General features: G+C 69.3%; 10 protein-coding genes. All 10 read right to left on the minus strand.

The annotated features are described in order from the left end of the window. Positions 1-354: 354 nt before the first annotated feature. Positions 355-2,223: a vWA domain-containing protein gene (locus tag CLV68_RS22580; protein WP_121392876.1), complete on the minus strand. Its 1,869-nt coding sequence runs from the start codon at positions 2,221-2,223 to the stop codon at positions 355-357. Beyond that, positions 2,220-3,191 carry an AAA family ATPase gene (locus CLV68_RS22585; RefSeq protein ID WP_121392877.1) on the minus strand — a complete coding sequence of 324 codons (972 nt, stop codon included), beginning with the start codon at positions 3,189-3,191 and terminating at the stop codon, positions 2,220-2,222. The genes CLV68_RS22580 and CLV68_RS22585 overlap by 4 nt, the downstream gene beginning before the upstream one ends. Next, a complete protein-coding gene (locus CLV68_RS22590) occupies positions 3,188-3,583 on the minus strand; it encodes a WGR domain-containing protein (protein WP_121392878.1) in 396 nt (131 codons plus the stop codon). Before CLV68_RS22590 ends, CLV68_RS22585 begins: the two co-directional genes overlap by 4 nt. A gap of 205 nt (positions 3,584-3,788) precedes the next feature. Continuing rightward, positions 3,789-5,006, minus strand: a complete 1,218-nt coding sequence (locus CLV68_RS33495) for an FHA domain-containing protein (RefSeq protein WP_147460132.1) — start codon at positions 5,004-5,006, stop codon at positions 3,789-3,791. Beyond that, on the minus strand, positions 5,003-5,734 hold the full coding sequence (locus CLV68_RS22600; RefSeq protein ID WP_147460133.1) for a hypothetical protein: 732 nt from the start codon (positions 5,732-5,734) through the stop codon (positions 5,003-5,005). Before CLV68_RS22600 ends, CLV68_RS33495 begins: the two co-directional genes overlap by 4 nt. A 578-nt stretch (positions 5,735-6,312) precedes the next feature. After that, positions 6,313-6,903, minus strand: a complete 591-nt coding sequence (locus CLV68_RS22605) for a hypothetical protein (protein WP_121392881.1) — start codon at positions 6,901-6,903, stop codon at positions 6,313-6,315. A 441-nt stretch (positions 6,904-7,344) separates the two neighbouring features. Further along, the gene (locus CLV68_RS22610; protein ID WP_121392882.1) at positions 7,345-7,953 is read right to left on the minus strand and encodes a hypothetical protein; all 609 of its coding nucleotides are present in this window, start codon (positions 7,951-7,953) and stop codon (positions 7,345-7,347) included. Next, a complete protein-coding gene (locus CLV68_RS22615) occupies positions 7,946-8,134 on the minus strand; it encodes a hypothetical protein (protein WP_121392883.1) in 189 nt (62 codons plus the stop codon). Before CLV68_RS22615 ends, CLV68_RS22610 begins: the two co-directional genes overlap by 8 nt. Before the next feature lie 104 nt (positions 8,135-8,238). Beyond that, the gene (locus CLV68_RS22620; RefSeq protein WP_121392884.1) at positions 8,239-8,637 is read right to left on the minus strand and encodes a hypothetical protein; all 399 of its coding nucleotides are present in this window, start codon (positions 8,635-8,637) and stop codon (positions 8,239-8,241) included. 26 nt (positions 8,638-8,663) lie between these two features. Beyond that, the coding region (locus CLV68_RS22625) for a transposase family protein (RefSeq protein ID WP_147460134.1) at positions 8,664-8,985 on the minus strand (322 nt) is incomplete at its 5' end.

Raw genomic sequence — 8,985 nt, forward strand, 5'->3', positions numbered from 1 at the left:
CACATTAGCCATTGGACTTCGTCTTGTATCTCTCACCCACGACCCATTCGAGTGTGCGTGTGCGGTGCACTCCGGTTCCGGTCCAGCGGTTACCCGCCATGGGGAAATCTCCTGACTCGGTGAGGAAACGACGAAAGCCGGGACATCCGGCCCGGCCATCACGAGGTGGTGGGGTGAACGCGTGACCGCGGCCCTGATCGCGTGGAGAACCTGCGGGCGCTACGAGCGCGGCGAGGTCCTGGCGTCACTGCGGCGGCGCGAGGGTCTGCTTGATGGCGAAGTCGCCGCCACGGCCGGGAACGGACTTCGACAAGTCCTGTTCCCGGCCGCCCTGTCGAAGCAGCTGCCGCCGGATCAGCGGGCGCGCAACGCCCGGACGAGGATCGTTTCCACCTGCTGTGGGATGTCGGCGACGTCGACAACCGGGATCGGCACGGCCCCGGACGGGACGATCGTGCCGCTGAGCCGCCCATCCCGGTGCAGGTCCAGCCACAGCATCACGACGCCGTGCTCGACGAGCCGCTCGACCATCGCGGCCGCGCGCTTCTTCTCCCCCGGTGCCACGAAGTGGCCGTCGGACACGACGAACACGAGCCGGGCACCGTCACCGCTGGTGAGCCGGAGGCCGCCGTCGAGTGCCCGCATCGCATCGGTGAAGACTTCGCAGCCGTCGTCGGCGATGAACGTCTGGACCTTGACCGGGGTCACCCCGGGCCAGGTGATCGCGGTGACCTCCTCGCCGAAGGCGACCGTGGCGGAACTGCCGCCGACCTGATCGACGGCGTGCGCCACCAACCACGCGACCGATGCCATGGTCTCGGTCGCCCACGTCATCGACCCGGAGATGTCCACCGCGATGCCCACGGTCAAGGGAGGCTCGGGGGTGTCGCGGCGGGTGACCTGTCGGAAGGGGCGGGCTGTCACGGGCGCTGACCGCGCTCGTTGCGCGGCTGCCAGCATCGCTTCGCGGCCCATCAGCCTGCCGGGCGGCACCTGGGAGGTGGTGACGATCCGGGCGCGTTCCCGCAACTGGGCACGGCGCAGCGCCTTGCCCGTGCGCCGCGCCAGGGTCCGCTCCTCGTCGGTCGGCGGGCGGGTCGCTGCGCGAGGATCGGTCGCGCCATCGGCGCTGTAGCCGTGGAAGACCAGTTCGGCCTGCTCCTCGGCGGCCTCGCGTTCCTTGGCTTCGCGTTCCTTGGCTTCGCGCTCCTCGGTGTGCCGGTCACGGAGACTGGTGTTCTCGGCGGGCGCCCGGTCCTCGTCCTCGCGGAGCTCGGCGGTCGCCTGCGCCGAGCCGCGCTCGGCCACCACGGTCATCGCGTCGCGGAACGCCCCGGCCAATGCCTCGGCGAGAGCGCCGCCGTCCTGCTCGCCGGGGTCGATCGAAGGGGCGTCACCGGTGTCGTCGCCAGCACCCTCGTCCTCTTCCGGCTCGCCGTCACCGCCCCCGGCGGGGATACCGTCGGGCACACCCCGCGCGCACGCCGGCGCGGGAGCGTCGGCCGGGTCGTCCACACCGACGATCTCGACCCACCTGGCGGCCAGGTCGACGAGGCCGGGCACGTCGCCGTCAGCGACCGCCAGTGCCTCGCGCCACACCGCGCACAGACGGTTGAAATCCCTGCGTCCCAACGTCTTACGGCACAAGGTGAGGACCTTGCGCACCTCGGCGGTGTCCAGCACGCCGGCATCGACGCGGCCAGCGGTCAGCAGCGCGGCCTGTGCTGCCTGCCACCGGGTCGCGGCCGCCGAGGCCGTGGTGGCTCCCGGCAAGATGATCCGCTGGCTTGCAGCGCGCAGAAACAACCGGTCACCAGGACGGCGCTGCAGCTGGCGATGCTCGATTCGCGGCTCCTCCAGCAGCACGGCCGCCCGCACGACCACGACCGGGACCTCCTCGCCGAAGCCCTCGTCCCAGTGTGTGGAGTGCGCGTGCCCGGCCTCGTGGCAGAGGAGACCGACCAGCACCGGGTGCCGGCGACGACCATCCGGGGTCAACGGGTTGATCTCGGCAGGGTCCGCGCCGTCGAGCGCGACGGGACCGTTGAGAGTGACCTCGCCGCGGGCGTGGGTGAACCATGCGGGCGGCTCGTCGGCGTCGGCGTCCCACTTCACCGACGCGATCAGGTCGTCGCGACCGGCCAGCAGGTTGACGCCCCGGTTGAGGCGCACGACCAGCAAGGTCTGTGCGACGGTCTCGACCGGGCTCTCGGTCCTGGTCACGACTCGAACCTCAGTCCCAGTCGCAGCGCGTCGATTTCCCCGAACTTCGCGGTCAAGACGCGGCCGACGAGATCACGGTCGTCCTGCGGCACCTTGGCGAGCAGGTTGGCCAGCGCGTACTCACGGCCGCGGCGTCGCTCGGTGGAGGCGTAGGACAGCAGGCTGCGCAGCTGCGGGGACCACGCCAGGTCACCCTTACGGCGTTGCTGGTCGAGGTTCTTGGCAACCTCGATGATGTCGGCTGGCACGCCGAGCTCGTTGGCCAGCACCCAGTCGGTGCCGACTTCGATGTGGTGGGCGAACCGGTCGCGCAGTGCCTCGGACATCCGTGCACCGGGCACGTCGGGGTTGTAGGCGCCCAGGACGAACCAGCCCTTGCCCGTGGGCAGGGGATCGAGGTCCGGGTTCATCGGGATGCGGAGCACGTCCCGGCCGTCCATCAGCGGGTACAACACCGACAGCACCCGCGGGTCGATCAGGGCGATCTCATCAACCAGCAGGGGCACGTCGTACAGCACCGAGCGATGCAGCGGACCAGGCCGCCACTCGAACGCGCCGCTGCGCGGGTCCTGCACGAAAGTGCCAAGAAGGTCCGCCTCCGTGGTGTCGGCGGTGCCGACGATGCTCTCCAGGCCGTCGTGCTCGATGGTCGCGTCGGCGGCGAACGCCGCCTCGCACAGCGCGGTCTTCCCGGTGCCCGGAGGCCCGTAGAACAGCACGTGTTCACGGTGATCGCGGGCGTCGCGCAGAAGAGCGACGTCCTCGAAAGCCTTCGCGACTGCCCGCGGGTGGTAAACCGCCCCGTTGGGCCGGGTCTGCTTGCCCAGCGGCGCCAGAGCACCCGCCAAGTCGGCGGTGCTGGGGCTCGCGGAGGCCGGGTCGGTCGAGGTCCCGTCCTCGTCGATCCAGGCGTCAGCGGCGGGAGCCCGGAAGTCCATCTTGGCCAGCATGTCCTCACCCAGGCTCATCGCGACGCCTCCGGCAAAGCGGTGCCCATCCGGGCTGCGGCGGCCTTGAACAGCTTGACGACCTCGTCGCAGATCTTCGGGGACGGATTCTTGATCTTTCCCACAGGCAGGGAGGTCAGGTCGCGCACGATGTCGACGGGCACCGTGAACGGGGTTGCGTCGCGGGTGACGAGGTAGCCCTTGGCGTGCTTGGCGTCGGTCTGCTGGGCGGCCGACCGCTTGGCGACATCGACTGTGTCGACCTTGCGGCCCCGGAACTGGCCGCGGCCATCCCTGGTACCCCAGTTGAACAGGAGGAACTGCTCAACGAGCAGGATCCGGTAGAACTTGTCGTGCCCGGCTGAGGAGTTGTGCAGTTCCCAGCCGAAGGCGGTGACGGTCGGCGTGGCCACCGGTGATCACCTTCTCTTTCGCGTCGTGCTCCCGCCCGGTCGGCGGGGCGCACTCGGCGCGCACCGGGGACGGAGCAGGGCCGCAAGCCGCCCAGGTCTTCCCGGGCGGTGGGGATTGGGCGGCTTGCGGCGCTGCCGACGCCGGTGCAGAGTGCGAACGCCCCGCCGGCCGTTGGCGCGACAGCGCGGGAGGGCACCGATCGAGTCAGTCGGCGCCGCTGAACAGGTCGTCGACCTCTCCGGTGATCCGCTGCCACTGGGCGGTGAAGTTGACGCGCTCCTTTTCCCGCACCCCGGCGACGGTGGCGACGAGGAACCGCTCCGCCTTCGGGTAGGTGGCGAACTCGTCCTGGTGACGCAGCCACAGCCGCCCATCCGGGCCGACAGGACGACCGGCGTCGTTCGCTCTCAACAACGCCCGCGCCTGGTGGGCATTGCCGGTGAACAACGGCTTCACCGACCGCCAGGCGGTGCCCTTGCGCATCGGGTCGTCCTTGGCCGGGAAGTACACGCGCCGGACGTCGTACACCGACCAGGGCCGGGCCTCCAGGCGGCGGTGGAACAGCTCGATCGCCGCGGTGTTGCCGTCCTCGATCAACCGGTCCAACAGGCTGTGGGTGCCGTAGAGCTTGCTGTTGGGATTGAGCATCATCGCGGGAGCTTCCAGCATGAGGGCGATGACGGCCTCCTCTGGGTTTTCCCACATGCGGCGCATTGTGGATTCCAATGACCGACCGCCCGAGTACGGGCAAAACACACAAGCCGACTTTTTCCAAATCACACCGAATTCGGCCATCAAACGGGCCGAACAAGCCGCACGCGTCCACCCCCATTCGATCAATGGATGCGACGGCGTTCTAGTGGCGGTGGCGTAAACGAGATCACGCTTTGCGCGGGTAAGCTCGTCGACCGAGTATCCGATGACGTGCTCGTAACGCTGTCGGCCCACGAACCGAGCGATCCACTGGTCCAAGACCCAGCCCTTGAACTTCAATGAGCAGCGACGATGTGACAGCTGAGGCACAGTTCCGGACCGCTCGGACTCGTCTTCCAGTGTCCACGGTCCGCGCCTGTGGATCATCGCGGGGTGGCGGGAATCATCAAGCACGACGATTCCATCAGCGTCACGCGGTCCACCACGGGCTATTTGAACGGTCCGCACGCCTCTTTCAGCAAGCATCGGGAGCAGAAACCGCTCCGCATCGATGATTGTCGAGTTCCACTCGCCGCCGACAACAGCATGGATCACGACCATCCTGGCGAAGTCGATACCGTATCGCTCGGGCGAGGAAAGAACCTCCGTCAAATATGCGCTCGATTCGACGCCGAGCCCCCAGCTGACGAGGTGCGCGGGCGCGGGCGTGATGGCCGAGCCCGCGTCGTGGTCAAGGCCGAGGAGCAGTTCCAGAGGCTGCTCGCTCATCGTGCGGCGCTCCCGGCGGGCGTGACGCGCCGGTCGGGCACCCTCGCGGACGCGAGGGCGCGCACGGTCGCGACGTGTTCGTCACGCCGGGCCCGGTCGTGCCAGGGCGGCAGAGGCGCCTCCATGGCGGACTGGTTCAGCGCGTCCGACAGGCTGGTGGGCGCTTCCACGAAACGTCCCGGGTGCAGCGGGAGGTGCGGCCCGAGCGCTGTGCCCAAGGTCAGCAGGGTGGACAGCAACTGCTGCCACAGCTTGGCCGCGGCGATGCGGCGGTTGCCGACGAGGTCGCCTTCGTGAAGCAACTGGCTCACGGCCCGCTCCCGGCCACGCAGGTAGTTCAGGTACGCCTGCGTGAGTTCCTCTCGCCCAGCCCCGAACGCCAAGTCGCGCACGCTGTCGGGGAATCCGGTGGTGGAGCCGGTCACGACCTTGTAGATCCAGGGCAGCACGCCGTCACCGGGTGCCTGGATCTGCCACGCGGCCACGGAGTCGGGCGAGCGCAGGAAGTACGAGCCGCCGAGCCAGTTGTGCAGTTGCGCGGGGCCGGCGGGGGTGTCCAGGAGCCACAGCGTGGACTCCTCGGTCGTGCCCAGGCCGAAGTCCGGGCTGCCGAGGGTGGTGGTGAGGTCCCGGAAGCTGGCGCGTAGGTCGCCGCGCCGGGCCCAGCCGGTTCCCGCGTTCTCGAGAAGAAGGTTCAGGACGGTGAGGTCGGGGCGAATGACAGCCATGCCCGTGCTCCGATCTGCTGGCGGCCGTGCGATGGCCGCGCTGGGGTGGTCGCCCCGGTCGGGGGCGCCGCCCGCAGGGCCGCCGCCGGCCAGCGGAGAGCGGGGCGTCGTGCTCACCCGGCCGGTGTGATCCGGCCAGGTGGAGCTGCTGGTCACGGGGTTGGGCCGGATCACCCGCGGCGGGTCGGGCAACGGCGCCTCGGGCGCAGCGTCGGCGGCGGGCACCGTCGGGCGCCCACGGACCGGGTCGCCATCCCCCTGCCTGTGCGGCGGATGTGATTCGGGGGCGCGGGCCGCCACGAGGGATGCCGGGTTCCCGCGTGGCGGTGCCCGGTCAGGAGGGCAGCGTGGCGCCGCCTCGACCTGGAGCGCCGAGCCCGAACGGGAGCCGTTAACCTGGGCGCGCGTTCCGGCGCAAAAGGGCATCCCATCGGGGCCCGTGGTGAGTCGGGGCGTTTCCGCCGCGGGTATTTGGCGACCCGTCCCTTCACCAGGGATTGGGCGACTTCGGTCGGGCCCGCGATGGACGCGGCCCACCCGATCTTGTCGGGTGGGCCGCGCCCCCTACCGGGTGATTGTCACGAGCGCCGCTCGACGGCCCAGAGCGTGGCGAGGAGGACGCCCTCCTGATGCCGCGGCTCAACCGCGCGCCGCAAGTCCTCGGCGAACGCGTCCATCGCACCCCGCAGGTAGGTCATCCAGGCGTCGAGCGAGACCAGGACCCGGACCAGGCACCACCAGTCGAAGGAGCGCATCTCGACGGTGCCGACATCGGGGTTCTCCGCGCCTTGGATGGTGAACTCGGCGCGGCTGGAGCCGGTCTGGTCGACGAGCAGCCGCTTGGCGATGACAGTCCAGGTCGTGCAGTGGGTGCAATCCTGCTCGTCCGGGCGGAGCAGCGGGACATCGACGTAGTCGAGACCACGCAGGTCGACGGGCAGCACCTTCGGCAGGGTGAGCAACCGCTCGGCCAGCAGCTTGGGTTTGTTGCGGACGAGATCGCCCATGCCGCCCATGACCATCAGCGTCGAGTGGCGAACGCCAGCGACCGGGTGGTCCTGGAACGTGCAGCCGGTGCTGTCGAACACGACCAGCGAGTGGGGTCGAGCCTTCCGGACCCGGAGCTGCCGGGTCGCGTCCGGCGGGAACGGATCGAGAATCGGGTGCATCGGCGAGGCCGCCTTCCTGCCTTGGTGGTGAGCTGACGGGCCCTGGCCTCAGCGCGGCGGGGAGGGGCCTGCAGGGCGGGCAAGGACGGCGTGCTGGTCCATCCCGGTGTGATCGCGCGCAGCGCGACCCCGGAGGGGCTCTGTCTCACCGGGATGGACCAGCACGCCGTCCTTGCCCGGAACCCCTCGCCGGTGTGCTGACCTCGTGCGTCAGATCGCTCCACGGCAGGGCGCGGCCCCCGCAGGTCAGCCAGTCGATGAACGTGCCCGGTACTTGGTCGAACTCGACACGCAGTTGCCGCCACGCTTGACAGCCCGCCCCGGCGCTGGACACGGTCAGCGCCGGGGCCAGGCTGGACGGTGCCGGAACACCTGGACGCGGTGGCTGGACATCACCATCTCGATCGCGTCGCCCACTGCGACCCGTCGACGTCCCATGGCTCACCCCTCCAGCAGACCGCAGAGCAGCGCAGCGTTGAATGCCTCGGCATCGCTCATCTCCGAGACCTCTTCGGCTGAGCGGGACTCGGGGAACTTCTCGACGAGCTTGCGGCGAGCGATGTTCGCCGCGCTCTGCTTCTCCCGGGCCGCTGCCACGGCCAGGCGCCCGGCGAGTTGGTCACGGCGACGCGTGAGGGCGGTGTAGCGCTCCAGGTCACGGTCCATTCGCGCAAATCGAGCGCGTCCCGCGCGGGCGGCTGTCTTGCTGCGCGCGAAGGGTGACAGGTTGGCGGCCGCGCGGTCCGTCGGACCGCTGGCGCCGATCGCGGCGAGTTGCGCGTCGACTCGCTTCAGCTCGCCGCGAATCGACGCGGCGCCGCGGTAGACGCGGGGCGTCGTCGTGCGCTTTGGTGCGGGCTTGGGCAGCTCCACGTAGTCGACGTCCTCGTCACGCACGAACCACTCGAGCAGTGGCGGGAATCTGTACGGATGCGCGCCCTGGTAGGCGGCCTGGCGGGCGAGGAGGACCTCGATGTAGTCCTCGCCGCTGATCGGACTCGAAAGCGCCGTCCCGTCAGCAGCGTCGTAGGAAATCCGGAAGTCAGCCACGACGGACTTCCTCTCCGGAGCCTCCCGCGATCGCGGCCACGTAGCAGAGACCGGCGGGCTGTCCGATCACGTCGAAGTGGTGGCGGTAGATGACCTTCTGGGCGTCGGTGAGGCTCAGGTAGAGCTGCCGCTGCTTGCCGGAGACGCCGCGGGGGACGTTGAGGTTGGTCGGGTTCTTCATCGGTGACTCCTGGACGGTGTAGCTCGCTCAGGCGGCGGGGTGCCGACGACTGGCTGCGGTGGTCGTGGACACCGCGGATGGAGCAAGTACGGGTCGGATGCCGATTAGCGCGGGGCACGCCGCCGTTGCGCGCGGCGCTGCTGGCGCGCCCTCCTGCGTTCTCGACGTGTCATTCCGCTAAGCACGTCGTTCCAGTGCCTGCGGCCTGGGCCAGGAGGAATCGGGCGTGGGGACCTCAATTGGCCCTGCTTGCGCCGGGCAGCCTCGTCTACGGGCAGCCGGGTCGCGGAGACGCTGGCGCGGACGCCGCGGACAAGTGTTTGCTCCCAGGCGGCGCTGTAGTTCCACCACCGCCAGCGCTGGCCGGTGAAGAACCACGCGTCGAGCGGGGTGAAGGTCAGCCCGAAGATGGCGCAGTACCGCCGCAGGTCCTCGTAGACGGCGTCGTGCAGGTCGGTTCCCGGCGGATACCGGTCCTCGTAGGCGACCCGGCGAACGTGCACTTGTTCAGGCGGGGAGTCCATGAGGGTTATTCAGAGCGGGCGTAGAAGTAGAGTCCGATGACCGCTCTGATGGTGGTGGCGAAGGTGTTGTAGGGGCGCCTGTAGTCGGTGTGAAGTATTCGCCAGGTCTTGAGGTGGGCGATGGCTCGTTCGACTGCTACTCGGATCTTGTTGTGTCGGAAGTTGTAGTCTTTCTGCCATCGTGGTTGTTCACGTTTGCGGGGTTTACGGAAAGGGATGATCATGTCGCTGTCGATGTAGCCCTTGTCGGCGAGCCAGGAGGTGGTGTCCCGATCTCGCAGGATCCCCGATTGCTTGAGACAGTGGAAGTCGTGACGACGGCCTTCG

Source organism: Actinokineospora cianjurensis (assembly GCF_003663795.1).
GTDB classification, from domain to species: domain Bacteria; phylum Actinomycetota; class Actinomycetes; order Mycobacteriales; family Pseudonocardiaceae; genus Actinokineospora; species Actinokineospora terrae.